At 48.4% G+C, this 20599-nt stretch carries 19 protein-coding genes; 10 read left to right on the top strand and 9 right to left on the bottom strand.

Annotated features, from left to right (window positions below):
* Nucleotides 1-4: 4 nt before the first annotated feature.
* Complete coding sequence (locus tag LHL20_RS04870) at nucleotides 5-1270, bottom strand: efflux RND transporter periplasmic adaptor subunit (RefSeq protein ID WP_162898083.1); 1266 nt, start codon at nucleotides 1268-1270, stop codon at nucleotides 5-7.
* Between the two features lie 123 nt (nucleotides 1271-1393).
* On the opposite strand from LHL20_RS04870, the gene LHL20_RS04865 reads away from it, so the two are divergent.
* Nucleotides 1394-2014, top strand: a complete 621-nt coding sequence (locus tag LHL20_RS04865; protein ID WP_226432464.1) for a TetR family transcriptional regulator — start codon at nucleotides 1394-1396, stop codon at nucleotides 2012-2014.
* Between the two features lies 1 nt (nucleotide 2015).
* On the opposite strand, the gene LHL20_RS04860 is transcribed toward LHL20_RS04865, so the two are convergent.
* The gene (locus tag LHL20_RS04860) at nucleotides 2016-2702 is read right to left on the bottom strand and encodes an SDR family NAD(P)-dependent oxidoreductase (protein ID WP_118845422.1); all 687 of its coding nucleotides are present in this window, start codon (nucleotides 2700-2702) and stop codon (nucleotides 2016-2018) included.
* Nucleotides 2703-2875: 173 nt separating this feature from the next.
* On the opposite strand from LHL20_RS04860, the gene LHL20_RS04855 reads away from it, so the two are divergent.
* From LHL20_RS04855 to LHL20_RS04845, 3 genes are all read left to right on the top strand, one after another.
* Complete coding sequence (locus tag LHL20_RS04855) at nucleotides 2876-3505, top strand: hypothetical protein (RefSeq protein ID WP_118845425.1); 630 nt, start codon at nucleotides 2876-2878, stop codon at nucleotides 3503-3505.
* 107 nt (nucleotides 3506-3612) lie between these two features.
* Complete coding sequence (locus LHL20_RS04850; RefSeq protein WP_226432463.1) at nucleotides 3613-4521, top strand: SDR family oxidoreductase; 909 nt, start codon at nucleotides 3613-3615, stop codon at nucleotides 4519-4521.
* 94 nt (nucleotides 4522-4615) lie between these two features.
* Nucleotides 4616-6244 carry an acyl-CoA carboxylase subunit beta gene (locus tag LHL20_RS04845; RefSeq protein WP_118845430.1) on the top strand — a complete coding sequence of 543 codons (1629 nt, stop codon included), beginning with the start codon at nucleotides 4616-4618 and terminating at the stop codon, nucleotides 6242-6244.
* A 4-nt stretch (nucleotides 6245-6248) separates the two neighbouring features.
* On the opposite strand, the gene LHL20_RS04840 is transcribed toward LHL20_RS04845, so the two are convergent.
* Both LHL20_RS04840 and LHL20_RS04835 read right to left on the bottom strand, forming a co-directional pair.
* Nucleotides 6249-7124, bottom strand: a complete 876-nt coding sequence (locus tag LHL20_RS04840; RefSeq protein WP_162898085.1) for a hypothetical protein — start codon at nucleotides 7122-7124, stop codon at nucleotides 6249-6251.
* Nucleotides 7125-7162: 38 nt separating this feature from the next.
* Complete coding sequence (locus LHL20_RS04835) at nucleotides 7163-7792, bottom strand: hypothetical protein (protein ID WP_118845435.1); 630 nt, start codon at nucleotides 7790-7792, stop codon at nucleotides 7163-7165.
* A 127-nt stretch (nucleotides 7793-7919) separates the two neighbouring features.
* On the opposite strand from LHL20_RS04835, the gene LHL20_RS04830 reads away from it, so the two are divergent.
* A complete protein-coding gene (locus tag LHL20_RS04830; RefSeq protein ID WP_443983610.1) occupies nucleotides 7920-8903 on the top strand; it encodes an acyl-CoA dehydrogenase family protein in 984 nt (327 codons plus the stop codon).
* Here the strand turns inward: LHL20_RS04830 and LHL20_RS04825 are convergent.
* The 5 genes from LHL20_RS04825 to LHL20_RS04805 are packed head-to-tail and all read right to left on the bottom strand — an operon-like array spanning nucleotide 8900 to nucleotide 12376.
* On the bottom strand, nucleotides 8900-9406 hold the full coding sequence (locus LHL20_RS04825; RefSeq protein WP_226432462.1) for a hypothetical protein: 507 nt from the start codon (nucleotides 9404-9406) through the stop codon (nucleotides 8900-8902). The two genes, LHL20_RS04830 and LHL20_RS04825, sit on opposite strands and share 4 nt — an antisense overlap.
* Nucleotides 9403-9975 (bottom strand): DNA-binding protein, encoded by a 573-nt coding sequence (locus tag LHL20_RS04820; protein WP_226432461.1) that lies wholly within the window; start codon nucleotides 9973-9975, stop codon nucleotides 9403-9405. The genes LHL20_RS04825 and LHL20_RS04820 overlap by 4 nt, the downstream gene beginning before the upstream one ends.
* Nucleotides 9976-10022: 47 nt before the next feature.
* Entirely contained in the window at nucleotides 10023-10946 is a 924-nt protein-coding gene (locus LHL20_RS21225) for an HD domain-containing protein (protein WP_413228880.1), read from the bottom strand.
* Nucleotides 10947-10971: 25 nt separating this feature from the next.
* Complete coding sequence (locus LHL20_RS04810; protein WP_226432460.1) at nucleotides 10972-12150, bottom strand: Arm DNA-binding domain-containing protein; 1179 nt, start codon at nucleotides 12148-12150, stop codon at nucleotides 10972-10974.
* Nucleotides 12143-12376, bottom strand: coding sequence for a hypothetical protein (locus LHL20_RS04805; protein WP_226432459.1), 234 nt, complete (start codon nucleotides 12374-12376; stop codon nucleotides 12143-12145). The genes LHL20_RS04810 and LHL20_RS04805 overlap by 8 nt, the downstream gene beginning before the upstream one ends.
* Before the next feature lie 138 nt (nucleotides 12377-12514).
* Between LHL20_RS04805 and LHL20_RS04800 the strand changes: the two genes are divergently transcribed.
* From LHL20_RS04800 to LHL20_RS04780, 5 genes are all read left to right on the top strand, one after another.
* A complete protein-coding gene (locus LHL20_RS04800; RefSeq protein WP_226432458.1) occupies nucleotides 12515-12718 on the top strand; it encodes a helix-turn-helix domain-containing protein in 204 nt (67 codons plus the stop codon).
* Nucleotides 12719-12955: 237 nt separating this feature from the next.
* A complete protein-coding gene (locus tag LHL20_RS04795; RefSeq protein WP_226432457.1) occupies nucleotides 12956-14449 on the top strand; it encodes a sigma-54 interaction domain-containing protein in 1494 nt (497 codons plus the stop codon).
* Between the two features lie 49 nt (nucleotides 14450-14498).
* Nucleotides 14499-17894: a DEAD/DEAH box helicase family protein gene (locus tag LHL20_RS04790; RefSeq protein WP_226432456.1), complete on the top strand. Its 3396-nt coding sequence runs from the start codon at nucleotides 14499-14501 to the stop codon at nucleotides 17892-17894.
* Nucleotides 17895-17916: 22 nt separating this feature from the next.
* Nucleotides 17917-19491 (top strand): type I restriction-modification system subunit M, encoded by a 1575-nt coding sequence (locus tag LHL20_RS04785; RefSeq protein WP_226432455.1) that lies wholly within the window; start codon nucleotides 17917-17919, stop codon nucleotides 19489-19491.
* A complete protein-coding gene (locus LHL20_RS04780; protein ID WP_226432454.1) occupies nucleotides 19488-20597 on the top strand; it encodes a restriction endonuclease subunit S in 1110 nt (369 codons plus the stop codon). The genes LHL20_RS04785 and LHL20_RS04780 overlap by 4 nt, the downstream gene beginning before the upstream one ends.
* Nucleotides 20598-20599 lie beyond the last annotated feature (2 nt).

Below are 20599 nucleotides of genomic sequence, written 5' to 3'. Positions count from 1 at the left end.
CCCCTTATTGCTTCTGCTCAGTGGCTGGCGCGGCTTTAGCCGGCGCTGCTGCTTCAGGCTGGTTGTTGGCACCAGCGATCACGGGTTGTACTGGGGTTCCCGGGGGCGCTTTCATGAATCCGTCGGTGATCACTTTGTCGCCTGCCACCAAACCGTCAGTCACCACCCATTGGTCGTCTTTCCACTGCGCAACCTGAACAGGTCGGGGTGCCACCGTGTTTTCGGGGCTGACAGTCATCACGACCTTGCCACCTTCCGGATTTTCAAGAACAGCGCGCTGTGGCAACAACACGGCATCCTTTTGTACCGCACCGCTAACGCGGACCCGCACAAACTGCCCAGGGCTAAGCACTTCTTTGTCATTGACCAGCACGGCTCGGGCATCCACTGTTCCCGTGGCCGGGTTCACGCGCACATCCTGAAAGCCCAGCTTGGCTTTAAAACCCATGGGCTTGCCGTCGGCACCCAGTACTTCGACCACCAAATCGCCCCCGGGCATTGAGACGGCACCGCTGGCCACGCCTTTGCGCAACTGCTCATGGTCTTTTTCCGGAATACCGAAGTTCACATACACCTGATCAATCTGGGTGACAGTGGTCAACAACTCGGAAGGGCCAGATACAAAACTGCCCTCTGAATACAGGGAGCGGCTTGCAAATCCGTTCACCGGCGATTCAACTTTGGCGTAATCAAGGTTCAGGCGTGCAGTGCGAACAGCCGCACTAGCCACTTGCAAATCTGCTTTGGCGACTTCAAACGCGGATTGGGCACCATCCAGCTCTGACTGCGAAACCGCCTTGCTCTCAGCAAGTGGCATCACGCGCTTGTAATCACGCTCAGCCTGCGCAGCACGAACCTTGGCGGCATTTTCATCAGCCAAAGCGCGGGCCAACGCGGTTTGGTACGGTGCGTTGTCCAGGCTGTACAAAGATTGGCCTTTCTTCACACGACCGCCTTCTTCGAACAGTCGGCGTTCGATAATACCGGCCACACGGGCGCGAATTTCAACCTCGCGCAGTCCCGCAATTTGGGCTGGGTATTCGTAGGTTAATTCCAGTTGTTCTGTTTTCACTTCAACCACCGGAACTGGTGCGGCTTGACCGGCACCGGGACCTCCGGGGGCTTGGGCGTCTGCGCCCTGACCACAACCCAGCAACAAAACGCTGGACAAAACGGTCACCAGCAGCGAAGGCAGAAGGGTGGCTCCTGCAAATGCGCGACTGTAAGGGGAAGCTTGAGTTTGCTTTGAATTCAATGAGTTGCTGTGCATGATATGTGCCCTGTTATATCCTTGTGGGAATTTTTCGGGTTGATTTACTGACCGAGAAGTCAGATAATACATACATACACGAGTGTATGTAAATATTTTTTTCAAATTTTGGTGACAACAATTGTGGTAAGAAAAACGAAGGAAGAAGCGCAGGAAACACGCAATCTGATTCTGGACACGGCAGAGACCGTTTTCTCAGAAAAAGGAATGTCACGAACCACGCTGAACGATATAGCCAAGGCAGCCGATCTGACACGGGGCGCCATCTATTGGCATTTCAAGAACAAGGCCGACCTGTTTGACGCCATGTTACAGCGCGTCATATTACCAATGGATGAATTCATCGCCACACCCGACCTGCACCCCGAGCAGCAACCCCTGGCCTACCTCAGAATTCGATCCATGCATGTGGTTCGCACCTTGGCGGAAAACCCACAGATTCAACGGGTTTTCGACATCGTGATGCACAAAACAGAGATGGTTGATGACATGTTGCCCATCCGCGACATGCACCTCGAAACGATTCAAGGTTGCCTGCAGACCATTGAAACTGATTTCCAGGCGGCCATTGACAAGGGTGAATTACCCGCCAGCACCAATGCCCGACGGGCGGCGATTGGTCTTCATTCACTGATTGACGGCCTGTTCGCGAACTACGTGCTGAGCCCGGAATTGTTCGACCTGATGGAACAGGCCGAATTCACGATCGACAACTACCTGCACGGACTGGTCAACCGCAAATAGTTCAGACCCTGCCCGTGACCGGAATGCCCGCACCATTGATGTCGCGGGCGGCATCTGACAACAAAAATGCAATGACGCCCGCCAATGATTCAGGGGTGACCCAATCTGCGGGGTCCGACTCAGGCATGGCAGCCCGATTGGCTGGTGTGTCCAGAATACTGGGCAACACTGCGTTGGCGCGAATTCCCAAATGTTTGTTTTCCGCCGCCAATGCCTCGGTCAAACGCAACACACCCGACTTGGCAGCCGCATAAGCACCCATGCCCTCGACCGCTTTGCCGGCCGCAGCCGCGCCAATGTTCACAATCACGCCACCTTGCTGGTCCTGGAACTGGGGCAATATGGCCTGGCACATGTTCACTGTGGTTTGCACATTCATGGCGTACTGGGCGTTCCAGGTGTCCAGGCTGCTCTCTGCCTGCCGTTCCCATGCAAAACCACCGGCGATATTGACCACTGCGTCAATCTGGCCGAAATATTCCCAGGCCTGATTCACCACTTCCTGAGCATGCTCGGGCAGGGTCAGGTCTACATTGCCAATCGACACCGCATCCGTTTCGCCGTCCCAATCTGGTTGATTCAGATCGATCAACAACAGGCGATATCCCAAACCACCCAAATGCACGGCCACCGCCTGCCCCAGATTGCCCGCTGCACCGGTGATGATCGCCACTGGACTGCTGTTCATAAGAAATATCTCCTGCCATGAAGTTGAATTTTTGACTATTCTGACATGAGCCCACCTGTTTCATGCCCCCGCCCGCTTTGAATACCCCCTTTAAGGGCAACGCATTGGTGCAATGTTGAACAGGTACCAAGCTGCCGTTCACAAGACATACCCGCAAATTGTTGGAGCATGTCATGTGGAACGGTCTGTTTTTTGGTTTGGTCAGTCTCTTCACCCCCCAGGCCAGTCTGCCCGACACGGCGGCCATGGAGGCCGAAATCCACCAGTTCGCCCAAGTGTATTCCATCGACACCGGCCGGATCCATGTACGCAAAAGCACCATGAACAATCCGTCACCGTTTCTGACGAACAGCGGAGTCAAAGCCTGTGTGTTGCATGTGAACCAGCATGCCGATGCAAAGCGCGTGTGGTCGCATTTTCTCGACACTGGCCACGAGGGTTCAGAATCCGCATTCCTTGCATTCACTTCTGCCCACGAACTGACCCACTGCCTGATGTCGGAAAAGGGAAAACGCGTTGCCGCCAGGCAGGCGCTGCAGCAGCATTTGGGTGTTCAATTCAAGAACAATATGCATTTCGAAGAGACACTGGCCGATTTGGTCGGCTTGGCCTATGTTCAAAAAGTGGCCCCTGAGTATTACGACGTGGTCTTCAAACGCGTGAAATCCATTCGAACCGACTTCTCCAACCGTGACCCTGAACACGACAGCTCTCAGGCACTACAGGCCCACACCATTGCTTTTGCCGCCCAGCTGTTTGCAAAACCACAGAATGTTCGACTTGCCGACGCCAGCGTGCGCTAAAAATCTCCTGTGAATTGTGTTTTGCAAGGGCACGACCCAAAAAAGCGTGCTTAAATTCAAACGACCGTTTGAATAAACTTTGCACGCACAATTTACAGGTGAATCTCTTGAACAGCTTTCAGTCCGTTTTCCGCCCAAATCTATTTGCAGGCCAAACCGTGCTGGTCACTGGCGGCGGCTCGGGCATTGGTCGCTGCACCGCACATGAACTGGCCAGCCTGGGTGCCGACCTTGCACTGGTCGGTCGCAAAATGGAAAAACTCGAAACCGTCAAAGCGGAGATCGAGCAAACCTGTTCCGTCAAAATTTCACTGCACAGCTGCGACATTCGCGAAGAAGACCGAGTCAGGGAAACCGTGGCCGATGTGCTGGCCGCACACGGCAAAATCAACCACCTCATTAACAATGCGGGTGGCCAGTTTCCTTCCCCTTTGAACATGATCAGCGGCAAAGGCTTCGAGACCGTGGTGCGCAACAACCTCACCGGCGGCTTTCTGATGGCCCGTGAAGTATTCAACCAATACATGATGTTGCATTTGGGCGAGGCAGACATGTCCATTACCAACATCATCGCCGACATGTGGAATGGCATGCCGGGCATGGGCCACTCCGGCGCCGCACGCGCGGGCATGCTGAACTTTTCGGAAACGGCATCCAATGAATGGGCACCCGTGCGAGTGAACGCGGTAGCTCCCGGCTTCATCGCATCAAGCGGCATGGACACTTACCCCGAACCCATGAAGCAAACCATCATGCAACTGGACAAAACCATACCCCTGCAACGACTGGGTTTGGAAGCAGAGGTGTCTGGTGCTCTGGTATTCCTGTGCAGCCCTGCTGCCTCATTCATTTCAGGATCCTGTATTCGAATCGACGGTGCAGCGCCCAATGCGCGCCGCATCTGGCAAGTCGGCACAGGCAAAGCCAATCCGGCGTTTAACAGCTTTCATCTGGGCGGCGTACCGGAAGTCATTCAACGCCGCGATGCTGCACGTGCGGCTGCAAAAAGTAAATAAGAACTCAAGCAGGCACGCGGCTTGACTTGATCAAGCCTCGCGTTCAAAATCAAACAAACGTTTGATTTTTTAACCGACATTTAAAGCCCACACAATGCCTATTCTAGAAAGCGCTGTAGCCGCCACTTCCAGTGAATTTGAACTGAACAAAGCCAATATGGAAGCGGCCCTGAATGAGCTAAGGGCACTGGAAAAGCGCACACGCGACGCATCGGCCAAAGCAGCACCTTCATTTGCCAAGCGCGGCCAACTTTTGCCCCGCGACCGTGTAGCCCTGCTCCTCGATGCAGGCTCCCCCTTCCTTGAACTCAGCACGCTGGCTGGTTACATGCAAGACGGGCAGAAGGCTGACAAAAGCATTCCGGGCGGCGGCATTATTGCCGGTTTGGGTTATGTATCAAACACCTTGTGCATGGTGGTGGCCAGCGACTCCGGCATTGAAGCCGGAGCACTCCAAGCCATGGGCATCGAGAAAATGCAACGCGCGCAAGACATCGCGCTTGAAAACAAACTGCCCTTCATCAATCTGGGCGAATCAGCGGGCGCAAACCTTCTGAAGTACAAAGTCGAACACTTCATACTGGGCGGTGGCAACTTCTACCGCCTTGCCAAGCTTAGCGCTGCTGGTTTGCCCGTGGTCAATGTGCTCCACGGCTCATCCACCGCAGGCGGGGCTTATATTCCAGGTTTGAGCGACGTGGTGATCATGGTTCGCGAACGGGCCCGCGCGTTTCTCGCCGGTCCACCCTTGTTGAAAGCCGCCACGGGTGAAATTGCAACCGATGAAGAACTGGGTGGTGCCGACATGCACTGCTCAATTTCCGGGCTGGGCGATTACATCGCCGATGATGACCGGCATGCCATTGCACTGGCCCGTGAAGTGATGGCTAAAATCGACTGGAACAACAGCAACCGCAGTGTGTTGCCTGCGATGAACGAAAACGCGCCTGCACCTCGCTACCCCTCGGAAGAATTGCTGGGGGTGATGCCTGCCGACATCAAAACCCCGGTGAACATGCGCGAGGTAATCGCCCGCATCGTCGATGACTCGGATTTCCTTGAATTCAAGGCGGGTTACGGCTCAGCCACACTGTGTGGCTATGCAAAACTGATGGGTGTCAGCATTGGCATTATCAGCAATCTGGGGCCGATCGACACAGCGGGTGCAACCAAGGCCACCCACTTCATACAAAGCTGCTGCCAGACCAAAACACCGATCATCTATCTGCAAAACACGACCGGCTACATGGTCGGCAAAGAGGCCGAGCAGGGCGGCATCATCAAGCACGGCTCAAAAATGATACAGGCCGTCAGCAACGCCACCGTCCCGCAAATCACAGTGTTGTGCGGTGCCAGCTTTGGCGCTGGCAACTATGGCATGTGTGGTCGCGCATTTGGCCCCCGCTTTGTATTCGCCTGGCCCAACAGCAAAACTGCGGTGATGGGTGCCGAACAAGCTGCCGGCACTATGGCCACCGTGATGCAGGCCAGCGCAGCCCGCAAAGGCATGGAAGTGCCCGAGTTCATGCTGGAAAACATGAAGAAACAAATTGTTGACACATTCGAGTCGCAAACCAGCGCGTTCTACACCAGCGGCTTGTTGCTGGACGACGGTGTAATCGACCCGCGCGACACCCGGCAGGTTTTGGCGCTTGCGCTAACTGCCTGCCTTCAACAAGAACGTAGCGTGCAAACCATGCAGTTTGGGGTGGCGCGGCCATAACGGCTTAATTTGTCACGTTTTGCAAGTGAGGCGGTAACTTCAATGGCAGAGCTGCCCCACTGTCCATTTTGGTCCGCAGCTCCGCCTTTTCAAATTTCTCAGTCAGCTTTTGAACCGCATTTTCAGCATTAAAACTAAAGCGTTTCAATACCGCAGTATCCCCATTAAGGTTATGCAGGAGATTCTCCTTCATATAACCCAGCGTCAGTTTTGCAACCTTTTCTGTTTTTATCAAATCAATCTGGTTGTACATTTTTTGATCGTTCAGCAAATAACGAATCGATGCTTTCAGATTCGAGTAACCGCAATTGCCGTCTTTCTGGGACCGCTGGTAAATCGGCTGATGGTCAGTAGGGCCCGGCCTACAACCAACACGTTGTCCAAACTCGTGATAAAACTGCTCGATGTTCGCTCGCATCTGTCGATTTGGATCAACACGAGTTGTTGCGACTGCGCATCCATTGTGCGTTGTGGCTGCGTCGAGTGTGTACATCAACGTTTTGCACAAAAAATTATGACTAAATCCTTTTTTCTGCCCTATAGGCAAATTCCATTTGGATACTGCTGATTCAATTTTTGGTCGCTGGCCCGGCTTCAAACGCTGGCCAAACTGTTGCGGGTGCGACCCGCTTCCCGCACCCCGGTTTACCATGTGCAAATTCACGGTGTCGTCCCAGTTCTTCTCAACCACCATGTAGGTGGCATGGCCCGCACTTTTTGATACGCCACTACCGAGAGAATAAAAAGTCAGTGGTATTAGGATTTTGCCGCTAGGCGGCAGTTGCTCAACAGCTGCAAGACATTCTTTCGCGGCATTCGACACTGCCCTGGGCGTACCTGCCTGATTCACCAGCAGTTCATGTCTGCTGATCTTCGACATCAAATTCGCGCTATTCTTCAGAATGTCAGAGACGGTTCTCATCGCCGCGCGAGTGCGATCACTTGCACTTTTGCCACATCACTTCGCTCGCAATCGCTGACAATGCTGTCAAGCAACTCAATTTCATTGGCCAGAATATCGACGGAAAAGTCTTTGAAAGGCGCCAAAAACTCGGTTTTTCCTTCTGAAGGCGAGGGACGAAAATTTGGACTCGCTTTGGCTGCATCGTTACGCAGTCCGCAAAAATGCTCAATGAAACTCAGGTTCACCTTGCCACTTTCAGAGCAAATTGATCGACTCACAACGGATTTCAAGCGCTCGACCGACTCCATGCTCCTCAAGGCTTCCAATTGCTTCGTAACAGCATTCGGCGCAGTGGAATCCAGTTTTTTCAACACCATGGTTTGATCGACCGGACTGGGCTTCAGATTTTTCAATATGCCTGGAATGGCATTTTGTCTAGTCTGCACAGTTGAAGGCGCTTGCCCGAAACATGCAACCACTTTGGAAAAGTTACCGGACACCGTCGACTTCAACTGACTCGCCAGGTTCTTCACGGTCACTGCGCACTTACTCAAACCCGCTTTGGCTACAGACGCAATTTTATGCAGCCTGCCTGGGTCAACATGGCTGGCTTCAGGCTGTGCTGAACGAATCTGGTCTGGCATGGGGGTCACACTCCAAAATCAAATTGACTGTCAAGTTGAGTTAATTCATTGCATTTAAAAGTTCCGATTTTCAAAAGCTGATGCTATTATTTCGAACAAACGTTTGATTTGTTTTCAGGAGAGTTGAGTGAGACTGACCCAAGAGCACAAAGAACTGCAACGCACAATCGAGCGTTTTGTAGAAAATGAAATCAACCCACATGTGGCCACCTGGGAAAAGGAGCAAATGTTCCCTGCCCACGCGCTATTCAAGAAGATGGGTGACTTGGGTCTATTGGGCCTGACCAAACCGGAAGAGTTTGGCGGCATGGGTTTGGACTACAGCTATTCCGTCGTTGCGGCGCAGGCTTTGGGAAAAATCCATTGTGGGGGCGTACCCATGGCAATCGGCGTTCAGACCGATATGGCTACACCCGCTTTGGCGCGGTTCGGCAGCGACGAACTGCGCCGTGAATTTCTGGCACCTGCGGTAGCAGGCGACATGGTGGCCTGTATCGGCGTGTCTGAACCTGGTGCTGGGTCAGATGTTGCAGGTGTCAAAACCACCGCCAGAAAAGACGGAAGCGACTATGTCATCAACGGCAGCAAAATGTGGATTACCAACAGTCTGCAAGCCGACTGGATCTGCCTGCTGGCCAACACCAGCGAAGGCAAACCCCACCAGAACAAATCGCTGATCATCGTGCCGATGAAAACCCCTGGCATCACGATCGAAAAGAAGATTCACAAAATCGGCATGTGGGCTTCCGACACCGGCCTGATCCACTTTGACAATGTGCGCGTGCCTCAGCGCAATTTGATTGGCATGGAAGGCGCAGGCTTCATGTACCAGATGATCCAGTTTCAAGAGGAACGCCTGTGGGGCGCGGCCAACAGCATCGAAGGCATGATGCATGTGCTGAACGAAACCATCAATTACACACGCCAGCGCAACCTGTTTGGCAGCACGGTGCTGGATCAACAGGTGGTGCATTTCACCCTGGCTGAATTGAAAACAGAAATTGAAGCGCTGCGTGCTTTGGTGTGGCAAGCCACTGAAGAATACGTGGCTGGCGGCGAGGTCACGGAACTGGCCAGCATGTGCAAATTTAGGGACGCGTTGGCAAACTAGTGCTTACCGCCGAGCGTTTTCAAATCGATAACGGTATCGAAAACCTCGGGGCAAAGTTGATTGGTCTGGATATCTTCCCAGTAGGTAGCCAGAATATCGCAAGCGAGCCGGTAATCATTCGTCGCTCTGTAGAGGTTCAAAACACTCTGAATTTTTGGGTCATATTTCCAGTTTGCTATCGTTTCAAATCCTTGTAGTAAACATCTGATAGCAAGCTCATTGGAGGTAATAGGCCCATGCTCTGCGTTTCTGGGAGAAAGTGAGCAACCAAGTCGGTGTAGGCTTATTGGACAGGCGCAGTCAGCAAAAAACTGAAGAATTGCCTGCGATTCGGCTGTTGTTGCCGGGGACACTCTCCATCCTTGAAAAGCGTCGTCATTCCAAAAGACATAACAACCGTCCGATAGATCCATTTGGTATTGAAACTCTTTTTCGAGCTCATCCAAAAGCGCATCGCCCGCAAGTGGAGTGAAATCGACACTGATCGCTTTTCCATACCTCATACGGTTTCTCCTACTTGTTTAACTTTACCCTCGGATGCAAATCGCTCATCAAGAATGGCAAGGCGGCCCCTAAACTCGGCATTTTCAATAAGCAACTTTGCGTTTTGGTCCGCCAGCGAGGTCAGTTCCTTCTGAAGATCATTCACCTCGTCCTCAAGCCTAGAAATCGATTTGTCTGCTTGCTGTTCGGCGTCGGTCCATTCCTGAAGCCTTAAGCGCTCCGAATGTTCGATATCCTGCATTCTTTTTTCGAACACTTTTCTGCTGTGCTGATACGCTTCAAGAATAAGTTGCTCTAGTGCAGCGTTTAACTTTTTCATTAATTCACCCGCATTCTCCGCATAGCTTTCCGGCAAAGCGTCAAAGGTCAACTCCGCCTGGGTTTCGGGTATCAGCTTCTGTTCTCGTTGCTGAACAAAACTGTTCCACACTGACTTGATTCTTATCAAGCCACCGCGGTAGCCAAGGTGAGCCCGAATAGCGCCAGGGTTAGGTGTTTTCCCTAACTCCTCAAGTTCCTTACCAGCTTGAATGATTGCCTTGTCCGGAATTTCAGGATGTCGCGCCATAACCATCTCCTTTTGTTTAATTAATTCAATTAATTTGTTTAATTGCTTTAAAGGTTGCCTACCAATGCTTCGCTCGTTTGTGAGAATCGAGGCAAGAAGGTTTCTGGATAACCAACAAATGCGCTATTGTGATCGACACGTTGAAGATATTTTGCGACGCGAGTCCTCGGCTTAAACCCGTAGCGAGCTTTCGGAGAGTGACATGTCCACGCATGACGTAGCTGGTTTGCGAATCCAGGAGCAGCCTCACTCAATTTTTTAAGTGGCTTAGCACACACTTCTAAGGTCAAATAATCATGACCAACCAGACTGCCCATGGGCGTGCGGCGCAGCTGAGGTTTTAAGGTCCAAACCTTGCCGATATCATGCAATAGCGCAGCAACCACAGCGATATCTTGTTCATCTGTCGATAATTCCTCAGCACACATTATTTGCCAGGCCATTTCCAGGGAATGTACAAGGAGCCCTCCTTCATAGTTATGGTGATGGTTAACGCTGGCAGGGCAGCGTAAGTAGCTGACAGCCACATCAGGCTGAAGTAAAACGTCTCGGACAAAGTCCCGCAAAACCTGGTTTGAAATTCGGCTCACGATGAAAAAGAGAGCGTCGAACGCATAATCAATCGGACATGCTGAACGCGGCAATGATGAGAGATCGGACCCGATACGCTCAAAAGGTGCTTCCAACAGCAGGTTTTTACAACAGAAATAAGCCATGCCTTTGGGTTGGCTGAGAGAAGCTTCAATGTGGACCCACATACCCACGATTGGCTTTTGTTCCATCAATTCTGGGTTATGGCAATATACCTTCAGCTCTCCCGAAGCATCGGCCAACGTCATTAACCAATATTCCTGACCGCACGCACTTACACCTTCTTGAAAATCATGGAGATAATAACGCCCCATGAAACGAGAGAAATTCGTTGTTTCATCAAGAAGGGGTTGCAGTGACTTTTCTGATAACGTCTTCATATCATGTACTCCAAAAAATGCTGTCTTACTTGTTAGGGCGAGGTTGATTCAAGATCCGCAGAAACAGCGAATCAGCCTGGCTTCCGTCCTTACGGGTGAGATTGGGAACAAATCGGCTGTAAACCCGAAATAACATTTCGGTGTTAGCATGGCCCATTTGGTTAGCAATCCAGGTAGGGTTTTCACCAGCAGCTAACCACAGGGTTGCTGCTGTATGGCGTGTTTGATAAGGATTTCGTTTTGGTATTCCCAAATGATTCAATAGCGGGTACCACACGCGTTTGGTCACAGCATTGTGATCGAGTGGCTTCCCACATTTATTAACGAAAACGAATGTGCCATCACCGGTTCGCTGTTCCATGGATTTAAGAGCCTGAAAAACAGGCTCATTCATTTGCACGTCTCGTTGGCTGAAATCATTCTTTGTGTACTCTTCTTGCCCACACACGAGCGTCTCTCGGATATAAATGAGTCGGTTATCAAAGTCGACATAACGCCATTTCAGTCCATCTAACTCACCGGTTCGAAGACCAGTAAAAAAGCGCACAGTAAAATAATCTCGAAAGTCCTCCCTGACATTTTCAAGAATTAACAGGATCTCCTCTGTCGTGAATGGCTGAATATCCGATTTTGGTACGTTTAACAGCTTGATGTTTTTGTATGGCGATACAAAGCTGTAACGTTCGGAGGCCTCGTCAAAGATAGCCTTAACAATCTTTAAGTGTCGGTTGATATGCGACTTTGACAGCGGCTTACCATTTTTCTTTTTGGAGTTTGCTAACTCAGCCCTAAAATCAAGAATTTGGGCTTTGGTTATTGAGTCGATTGCGAAGTCGCCAAAATAGTGAATGACTCGTTGGGAAAGGATGCCTTCCACTGTCACCTTGTAACTTTGTCGCCATTCAACTGATTTTTCGTCATACCAAATTTTGGCGAACTGACGAAATGTTGGGGTTACATCTTCGCGTTCAGTCGCAGCATCAATCCGCCGGATCTTTTTTAGCATTGAGCTATTGGGAAACGTTGCTGCATAGTCAAATTGCCCCAGCAAAATTTCAGCTTCGATCTTATCCACCAGCTTTTGCAAACGTTCCCGGTTTTTCTTGGTATCAGTCAGGTCAGTTTGCTCGCGACAACGCACATTGCGATAACGAAAGTCGATGTACAACTTCCCCGTTTCTTTGCGCACATTAATGCTAGCCATGTGACACACCTCCCTGGGTCATAGGAATCGCCATTGCCTGCTTAGAAAACTTGCACATGTCACGTTTAATCACATCCCAGTCATACAAAATTTTTCGGCCACCAAACGGGCGAATGTAATGAACCCCCTCAATCAATACAGAATCCTTTAACTGCTCACGAATCGTACGGCAGTCGTACTTGATCACTTTGGACAGCTCAGCTGTGGTTAAATATTGTTGTGACATACACCATCACCTCTTGTAGACTTAAAAGCTCATGGAGAAATCATTATGACCTCCTAGAGAACATTTTTGATTATAAGAGCATAATTATCTTTTGCAAGACTTTTTGCTCTACAGAAGAACATTTTGGTGTTAATTGGTATGATTAGGTGTCATTTGTCTCGCTTAATGGGCGAGAAAAAACTAAAAATTGTAGATGTGGCTCGGGATACAGGTATTAACAGGGGAACAATTACACGGCTATATCAAGAAACAGCGTTAAGAGTAGACTTTGAAGTGCTTGATACACTCTGCGATTACTTTGGCTGTCCGATAGAAGACATACTCGAAAAGGTACAAGACTAAATAAATGAAGTGATCGATAAGTAGCATCTGGTGTCCGGTTTTTGATCTGCGCTTAACTAATCTTAAAAAAGCGTGAAATTACGCTATGTAAGCCTTTTATACCGACTCAGTGTGCTACCAAAACACTATGCCCTTTTCTATCAACAACCTCTAGATGCAAGGCTTGCATTTAATTGCTGACAAAGACCGTTAAGCGTATACAATAAGTAGATATTTTATATAAAAGTAAATAATTTTATGGGTGTTAAGACCATACTATTTTCGTGGGTTGGAAAAGCGGACCTTACCGGCGCTACCAGCAATGGTGGTCCTGGTCCACTGATGAGCATCATTGAACACAAACCATTTGATGAGCTTCATATAGCCCACAACTACAGCGAGGACGAGGTTGAAGATTTTAAACAGGCTTTGTTATCAAAGTACAAAGGAAAAGTATGTTTTAATCCAGTCACTCTGACTAGCCCAATAGAGTTTGCGGAAATTTACACCGCGGCCGACAGCATATTAAAAAAGATAAAAGCATCTTATCCAAAAAGTGACCTTTTCCTACAAATCACTTCCGGCACACCAGCAATGTCGGCTGTCTCTATTCTTTTAGGAAAAGCAAAATACTCTACAAAGTTTATACAATCATCAATTGAACAAGGTGTGCAGGAGGTCAATTTACCTTTTGATATTGCCGCTGACTTTATACCTGCCCTGGTAAACAAGCGAGATGCAGAGCTTACCGCCCTCTTAAGTAAAAACGCTCCTGACACGGCTGAGTTTGATAACATAATTACGCAAAACCCCGACATGGAGCGCCTCAAGCAACGAGCAGCCATCATTGCAGCACGAGATGTGCCTATCCTGATACACGGAGAGACAGGCACCGGCAAGGAATTATTTGCTAAAGCAATTCACAATTCTAGTCGACGCAAAGACCGCCCTTTGCTAACACTCAACTGTGGCGCCATTCCAAAAGATCTTATCGATACAACTCTGTTCGGTCATGTCAAAGGTGCATTTACTGGAGCAACTGAAAAAGCTACTGGCTATTTTGAAGACGCTGACGGCGGCACCTTGTTTCTTGATGAGCTGGGTGAGTTGCCGTTAGAAAGCCAAGTACGATTACTGCGGGTGCTGCAAGAAGGTACATTCAGCCCAGTTGGTACAACGGAGAAGAGATCAGTAAACGTAAGAATTATCGCTGCCACCCACAGAAATCTTATCAACGAAGTAGCAGAGGGTAATTTCCGAGAAGATTTGTTCTATCGCTTAGCTGTCGGCGTTCTCGATCTTCCTCCCCTTCGAGAACGAGCAGGTGATTTACCGATTATCGCTGAATACCTACTTGAACAACACAATAAGAAATCAATTTCAGACTTCGATAATGATAAAAAACTTTCTGCTAGTGCAATAAATTTTATATCTTCTTACCCTTGGCCAGGCAATGTGCGTGAATTGGATGCAACCTTATTAAGGGCCTCAATTTGGTGCTCGAGCAAAACCATTCAACGGTCAGACATCGAAAGTGCGCTCATTACACAGAGAAGCAAAAGAGAGGACTTTAAATCGTTAGATGTGGCTAAAGGTATTGATATTAATGATGTTGTGGCTGATATATGCATGTTTTATATCAGCAAAGCTCTCAACGTTACTGGCGGTAACAAGAAGCGTGCTTCAGAGCTACTTGGTTTGAAGAACTATCAAACGTTAAATAATTGGATAGAAAAATATGGCGCAAGTTAAAAACTGGCATGCCTCTCGCATTTAACGGAATATGAGCGAAAAAAATATTATGCAATCAATAAACTTTGAATTTCTCAGAAGTACTTGGCAAGAACTTGCCGGTTTGGGTGGGTTTGCTGAGAAGTATGCGTTCTCTGATCCTCAAAGCGCAATCACTAAACTTCGCAGCTTTGCAGAACGCACCGTGGATATTGTGTATGGCGAGCTCAAATTACCTCGCCCAGGGATGTCACAATTTATTGATTTGCTCAAAAACGATGCATTCGAAGCCGTTACTCCAGATGTGGTGGTAAGTAAGTTGCACGCAATTCGTATTCATGGCAATAAGGCCGCTCATGGCGATACAGTTTCTACGCAAAATGCACTTTGGCTAATTAAAGAAGCATTCGATTTAGGCCGTTGGCTTTTCGCTACCTACGCAAATGGTGATGTAACTAGTATTCCTGAATACGTTGCTCCCCAACCTGAAGAAAGCGAAAAGTCGCAGTTCAAAAAGCAAAAGAAAGCGCTACTTCAAAAATATGCCCAGCAAGAAGCGCAGATGTCAGCGTTACTTGACCAACTCAAAGACGAACAAGCTAAAGTCCAACAGCTTGAGCAGTCAAAGCAGGAATTGGAACAACGCGTAGCGCAAAAAGGAACTAAAGCTAAGCAAGTAGCAGACGCACTGGCATTTAGCGAAGATGATACCCGAAAGCATCTCATCGACAGCTTATTAATCAGTGCAGGCTGGAATGTAGAAGACCCTGAACAGGTTACTGTAGATTACGGCAGCACACGCGAGCGTAACAAAATTCTCCATCAGTCCACACCAACAGGTGTCGGCTATGCCGATTACATCCTGTGGGATGATGACGATAAACCCCTTGCAGTGGTGGAAGCAAAAAAAACGGCAGTGGATGCTGAAAAAGGCAGGCATCAGGCTAAAGGCTATGCTGATGGTCTAGAGAAGATGCACGGTCACCGACCCATTATTTTCTATACAAATGGTTATGATATCTGGATATGGGATGACCATCCTAGTCAGAACTACCCACCCAGGCGCCTGTTTGGGTTTTATTCACGGTCAAGTCTTCAGTACCAAACCGTGCAACGAAACAATCGCAAAAAACTCAACTCTGTTAAACCTAAGCCTGAGATTCTGACTGACCGGTTATATCAGCACGAGGCTCTAAAGCGCATCTGCGAAAGCTTCGAGTCTCGAAAGCGTAAGGCTCTGGCTGTGCAGGCAACGGGAACGGGAAAAACCCGCCTGTCCATCGCTGTTTCCGACGTTCTCATGAAAGCGAGCTGGGTAAAGCGCATTTTGTTCCTATGTGACCGCAAAGAATTACGAAAACAAGCTAAAAACGCCTACAGCGAATGGCTGAGCGTGCCCATTACTGTGTTAACCAGTAAGAGTGTGGAAGATACACAAAACCGTGTATTTGTATCGACTTACCCGGCTATGTTGCAGCATTTTCAAAAATTCGACCCTGGCTTTTTCGACTTAATCATTGCCGACGAGTCTCATCGCAGTATTTACAATGTCTATGGCGATATTTTCAAGTACTTCGATGCATTGCAGTTAGGCCTCACAGCAACCCCCGTTGAGATGGTCAGTCGTTCAACCTGTTCAATGTTCGGCTGTGATTTTAAACAGCCAACGAGTAACTATGATTTAGAAAAGGCCATCGAAGAAGGCTATCTCGTTCCTTATAATCCAGTGAAGCACACTACCAAATTTTTACGTGAAGGCATTCGTGGTCATGCACTGACGCCTGAACAGGTTGCCGAGCTGGAAGATAGAGGCATCGACCCCAATACGTTGGACTTCGACAGCACAGATATCGACCGGGCAATATACAACAAAGACACCAACCGTAAGATTTTGCAGAACCTGATGGACTGTGGCGAGCGCCAGGCAGACGGGCAAACCCTGGGCAAAACTATCGTGTTTGCGCGTAATCACATGCACGCGAAATTACTCGAAGAGTTATTCAATGACATGTACCCACAGTATGGTGGTAAATTTTGCCAGGTTATCGATAACTATGACCCCCGCGCTGAAGACCTTATCGACGACTTCAAAGGTGAAGGCAGCAACGACCAGCTTACCATTGCTATTTCAGTAGATATGCTGGATACCGGTATCGACGTACCTGAAATTGTAAACCTGGTTTTCGCGCGTCCGGTCAAATCTCCGGTGAAATTCTGGCAAATGATCGGTCGGGGCACTCGCCTATGCAAAGACCTGTTCGGCCCGGGCAAAGATAAAACCCATTTCCAGGTGTTTGACCATTGGGGCGTTATAGAATATCACGGCGCCAAACGACGTGAAGTCACGATAAATGAGTCGAAAAGCATGATGCAGCGGCTCTTTGAAGCGCGTCTATCATTGGCAAAACTGGCACTGCATTACGCAGAGCCAGATCTGTTTGAAATGGCTATAAGCTGGGTCCACAAAGCCATTAATAGTCTGAACGACGATTCATTAGCGGTGCGAGAGAAGTGGAAAGTAAAAAAACAACTTTCTGATCTTGGCATTCTTCAGCAATTTGCTCCCAACACCGTGACTCTATTGGAAACAGAAATTGCCCCGCTTATGCGCGGCATGGATACCCGCGGCCACAGCAATGCATATCAGTGGGACTTACTTATTACCCAAATAGAACAAGAGAAATTAAAAAACTCATCCAACTTTGACGACCTCACTGGCAAAGCTATCGGTTTGTTGTGGCAACTGGAAATGCGTAAGAACCAGGTAAAGGCCAAGGCAGACCTTATCAAACAATGTCGTGAACCTTCATGGTGGCAATCGGCTTCATATGACGAGCTTGAGTCAGTGCGTGAAGACCTGCGTAGTATCATGGAGCATATCGAGAAAGGCAATACACCACCTTCAACAGCCCCGGTGATCGATATTACCGACAGTGATGAAGTCGCCGAGCCACAGAAAACCTATTTAAGTGCAGTGGATATGCGGGCATACAGGCTGCGGGTAGAACAAGCCTTACAAGATGTATTCGACAACGCCCCGGTATTGCAAAAAATCAAAAATGGCGAGCAAGTCAGTGAAGATGAATTATCTTCGCTTAATACCCTGATACACACCCAACATCCAGATATTGACCTTGAAACATTAAAAGGCTTTTACGATACAGCAGTGCCGCTACAACAAATACTTCGCACTATCGTTGGCTTAGATGCTGAGCTGGTGAATAGCAAGTTTGCTGAGTTTATACAGCACTACCCGTCACTCACTGCAAAACAAGTGCAATTCCTGGGCATGCTAAAACGGCAAATTGCACGCAGTGGTGCTATCGATGTAAGTAGCCTTTACGAAATGCCATTCACATCAATTGGCGACATAGACAATATTTTTAACAACGAACAGCAAATCGACGAATTGTTGGCTATCGTTTCCTCCTTTGGTAGCGCACCACCGTCGAGTGCATCTCATTAAAAACAGTAAAATAGAGAATTAAATGATCACAGGTGATTTAAAAAAGAAAGTAGACAAACTATGGCTGGAATTCTGGCAGGGCGGCATATCAAACCCCCTTGTAGTCATAGAACAAATTACCTTCTTAATGTTTGCACGCATGCTCGACATTAACGAGTCTCGCGATGAAAAGCGAGCCAGTCGTACCGGTCAAACGTTCAAAAGGCGTTTTAATGAAACAGAGCAGCAATTACGTTGGTCCAGGCTAAAGCACATTGAAGATGCCGACGAACTGATGAACATAGTGCGAGACCAAGTATTTAAGCACTTCCGAGAGCACGCCAGCGACATCTCATTTGGCGATTACATGAAAGACGCGCGCCTGGCCATTGATAAGCCCTCATTACTGGTCAAAGCAGTGGAAATGGTGTCAGACCTGCCGCTGGAAGTAGGCGACTCTAAAGGTGACTTGTACGAGTACCTGTTAAGCAAGTTATCTACTGCAGGCATAAACGGCCAGTTCAGAACACCACGGCACATCATCAAGCTGATGGTATTACTCATGCGTGTCGAGCCTCACGAAAAGGTGGTGGACCCTTCTTGTGGTACTGCTGGATTTTTAGTAGGTACACTGGAAGAGCTCAAACAGCGCTACACGTCACCCGATGGCGTTATCGAAGAAGAGCTTATCAATGACAAAGGCCAGCGTGTAGTGGATAAGAACTACACCGGTGATCTGCTCGACCAAGAACAATGGCAGCATATTCGTACTCAAATGTTTCACGGGTTCGATTTTGACAGCACCATGTTGCGCATTGCTGCCATGAACTTATATATGCACGGAGCCGAAGACCCCGACATTCATTATCAGGACTCCCTCGCACAAAGCTTTGCAGAGAGGTTCCCGACATCTGAAAAAGATGCCTTCGATGTGGTGCTGGCTAACCCGCCGTTTAAGGGAACTCTGGACGAAGACACTATCAACCCACCTATATTGCGAATGGTGAAAACCAAAAAGACCGAGCTACTCTTTTTGGCGCAAATACTACGCATGATGAAAAGTGGTGGGCGAAGCGCAACGGTGGTTCCGCAAGGTGTATTGTTTGGCGCATCGAATGCCCACAAACAAGTGCGTAAGCTGCTAATAGAAAATAACCAGTTGGAAGCCGTGATTAACCTGCCTTCAGGAGTATTTAAGCCCTATGCAGGAGTTGCCACGGCCATTTTGGTGTTTACCAAAGGCGGTGAAACCGACCACGTGTGGTTTTACAACGTGCAAGACGACGGCTTCACTTTAGATGATAAGCGCTCAGCTAAATATCTGGACGAGTTAGGTAATACCATCGACTTTGCGGGAGACCTGCCCAAAGTGGTTGACGGTTATCACAATCGCGATAAAAGTATTGCAAATACTGAAGCTAATGACCGCTCTCAGCAAAGCTTTTGGGTGAGCAAGGATGAGCTAGCCGAAAACAATTATGACTTGTCTTTCAATCAATATTATCAAGAGCCCTATATTGAGCCTACCTATGATGACCCGAAAGTCATACTGAAAAACTTGAGCGAATTGGAAAACCAAATCCAGGCAGAAATTAAAGAACTGGAGTCGTTACTTTGAACTGGGGAGCCAAAAAGCTCGGTGATGTTGCGCCGGCTAGACCACTAAAACCTAAAAGCCTTTTGCCAGACGAAGAGGTTTGGCATTTAAACCTAGATGCGATTGAGTCAAATACTGGCAAAGTTACTCAAAAGGTTATGGCACCGATCTCTGAGGCAGGTTCCTCTACTCATTGGTTCAGTGAAGAGCATGTACTTTACTCAAAGCTAAGGCCGTACTTGAACAAGGTAGTGTTGCCTAATTGCAGAGGTTTAGCCACAACTGAACTAGTACCTTTACTACCTAACCCAAATGTATTGGATAGAGGCTACTTAGCACACTATTTAAGATCTGAGCGTTTCCTGAGCTGGGTCAATCAACAAGTCGCTGGCGCTAAAATGCCACGTGTTTCTATGAAAGTCTTCTGGGAACATGAAATACCACTTCCTTTTACAAATGACCCAGCAAAGAGCTTGGCCGAGCAAAAGCGAATTGCGGCGATCTTGGATAAAGCCAACAGCATCCGTGATAAACGCCAACAAGCCATAGAATTAGCAGACAAGTTTTTGCACGACACGTTTTTAACAATGTTTGGCGATCCAATCATAAATCCCAACGGTTGGCGTACGTTATATTGGAAAGAAGCAGTCCGAATTATCAATGGAAAAAATCAAAAAAAGGTAGAGTCCGATACTGGACCATACCCAATCTACGGGAGCGGTGGTGAAATGGGCCGAGCTGAAGACTACCTTTGCCCAGAAAACTCTGTTGTAATCGGTCGAAAAGGCAATATAAACAAACCTTTGCTAGTTAAAGAAAAATACTGGAACGTAGATACAGCATTTGGATTAGTTCCGAATATCGACTTATTAAGCCACAATTACCTTTTCTGGTTTTGCAAACTATTTAATTTCGAAAAATTAAATAGAGCTGTGACAATTCCAAGTTTAACCAAAGCCGATTTGCAAGAAATAGAATTGCCAATTCCTCCACCAAACATTATGAAAAAGTTTGATGAAGTCGTTAAGGCTATAGATAAATTCGTTCATAAACTTGGTAGTAGTCAGCAAAAAATTGAGGAGTTAGTTAACTCTCTAAGCCAAAAAGCATTCAAGGGAGAACTGTAGCA

The organism is Alteromonas sp. McT4-15, assembly GCF_020515205.1.
In the GTDB taxonomy this organism is placed as follows: domain Bacteria; phylum Pseudomonadota; class Gammaproteobacteria; order Enterobacterales; family Alteromonadaceae; genus Alteromonas.
Note: the sequence above shows the minus strand (reverse complement) of the source record. Positions and strands in the feature narration are given on the sequence as shown.